The sequence below is a fragment of the Neisseria sp. P0022.S010 genome (genome assembly GCF_051956635.1).
Genome location: NZ_JBQCXF010000447.1, coordinates 1 through 2448, shown reverse-complemented (window position 1 = coordinate 2448; position 2448 = coordinate 1). Strand labels below are relative to the sequence as shown.

The 2448-nt window shown below is 49.6% G+C and carries 2 protein-coding genes; both read left to right on the top strand.

Annotated elements, in window-relative coordinates:
• On the top strand, positions 1 to 1826 hold a 1826-nt coding region (locus ACTHUT_RS17995; RefSeq protein WP_440419282.1), incomplete at its 5' end, for a TonB-dependent receptor.
• A gap of 199 nt (positions 1827 to 2025) precedes the next feature.
• The coding region (locus tag ACTHUT_RS17990) for a peptidylprolyl isomerase (RefSeq protein WP_440419280.1) at positions 2026 to 2448 on the top strand (423 nt) is incomplete at its 3' end.

Here is a 2448-nt window from a genome sequence, read left to right as displayed (position 1 = left end):
GTACTGCCAGCGTGCAAGTTGGCTCGGCGCAATTGATTAAAGGCGCGTCCACCGCCGTAAACGGCATGGACCCTGAAGGCGCGGTATCCGGTTCCGTCAATATCGAAACCAAAAAAGCCGCCGATGAAGGCAACCGAAAAATCGGTTTGGGCTGGTTCAGCAACAACCGCGCCCAAGGTACGTTCGATTTAGGTCAACGCTTCGGCGAAAACAAAGAATTCGGCGTGCGCGCCAACGGCAAACTGCGCCACGGCGACACCCCGCGCCACGGTTACAGCGAGGACAACAAAGAATTTGCTTTGAATGCAGATTATCGCGGCGAAAAACTGCGCGTAGCGCTCGACTCTATCTACGCCAAACGTAAAACCAACGGCGGCCGCGCGCGTATGCAGGATATTCAAAACGCTGATGGTCGTTTGTTTGATGCGCCTGATGGCAAAGTGAATTTGCTACCAAGTTGGAACTGGCAAAATACCGTCGGCCAAACCAATATGCTGACCTTTGAATGGGATGCGTTTGAAAATGCCCAAATTACCGGCGGTATCGGCTACAACAAAGCGCGCTATTACGGCACGCTGATTTCTCCGACCATATGCGGTAAAAATGGTGCAAGCAGTCAAACCGCAACCTGCTCAAGTGCCAACCAATACCACACCGGCACGGCGCGCCTGACTGACCAATATTTCCGTACTTTGAGTATGAATTTATCCGCGCGCGGCGAATTTGAAACCGGCCCGGTAACGCATAACTGGAGTACTGCTTTTGACCGTATCATTCGTCAGCGTGCGACTGTCCGTGGTTCGGCTGCAGGTAAAAGCCGCGTTGAGGTTGATGCAAACGGCAATATTGAAAATCAACTGGCTTCTTTTGTTCCTAATTACGCGACAGGCTGGGAAAGCTCAGCAAACTTGGATGCCAATATCAAAGTCAACAGCTTGGCCTTGTCCGACACACTGGGCTTTGCCGACAACAAATACCGTCTGACTTTGGGCGGTCGTTTCCAAGCGGTTGAATATACCGATAAAAAAGAAGGTAAAAGCGGGGATTCCAAACGCTTCAGTCCGATGCTGATGGCTGCATGGGTACCACAACCTGACTTGGTCGTTTACGGCAACTATATGGAAGACTTGGAGCCTGCGGATATCAAAACCGACGATGACGGCAATACCACCATGTCCAAACCGCGTGTCAGCCGTCAGTTTGAAGTGGGCGTGCGTAAAAACTGGGGCAATTTCGTGACCACGTTAAATGCGTTCCAAATCAAACGTCCGGGCTACTGGCGCGGTTCTACCACCGGCAAAACAGACTTCGCAGCGTATAAAGCCTTGGGCGGTTCAGCCGGAGACGAGCAAGGCATGGAACGCAGCCGCGGTATTGAGTTCAACACCTACGCGAACTTGCTCAACAATACTTTGCGTCCGTCTTTGGGCCTGATGTATCTACAATCGACCGTGAAGAATTATCCGAATTCGCGCGATATGCTGGTTAGCGGTGTACAAGTCGCCAATCCGCGCGTGATTGCCAAAGCAGGCGTGGAATGGGATACCCCGTTTGCCAAAGGCTTGACTTTAAACGGCAACGTTTCGTACTTCGGTAAATCCTACCAAGACACGCAAAAACAATACGCCTTCCCATCCTATACCTTGGTTGACGTAGGCGCGCGCTACAAAACCAAGCTCGGCAAAAATACCCTGACCGTCAGCAGCTCGGTAGAAAACCTGTTCAACAAAAACTACTGGCAGGTTCAGCGCGGCCAATACGACCGCAGCTTCGCCGTCGTCGGCATGCCGCGCACTTATTGGCTGAAAGCGGAATTGGATTTCTAATCTGATTTCGGTTTGACCGTAATAGCAGGCCGTCTGAAAGGGAATGATAAAGAGCAAGAATTTGGTTTTTATCCCTTTTCAGATGGCCTGATTTGATTGCCTTATGTTTTTTGCTTGAAAAATCTTACATGTTTTTTATGGATTTCACGCGAAACAAGGTTAATATTCCATTTTCACAATACATTATTCGAGAAGACATATGACAAAAACCATCAAACTGACCCTGTGCGCCCTCGCACTCTCACTTTCCGTGCAAGCGCAAGCGGTTACCCATGCCGTGATTGAAACCAATATGGGCAACATCCAACTGGAGCTGGATGAAGTCAAAGCGCCGAAAACCGTGGCAAACTTTGTCAATTACGCCAAAAAAGGTTTTTACGACAACACGATTTTCCACCGCGTTATCGACAATTTTATGATTCAAGGCGGCGGATTTACCGAGAATATGGTACAAAAACCCACCGATAAAGCCATCACCAATGAAGCATACAACGGCTTGAAAAATAATGTCGGCACCATCGCCATGGCGCGCACCGGCGATCCGAATTCAGCAACCAGCCAGTTCTTTATCAATCCAGCAGACAATGACTTTTTGAATTTCAAAAGCAAAACCCCTCAAGGC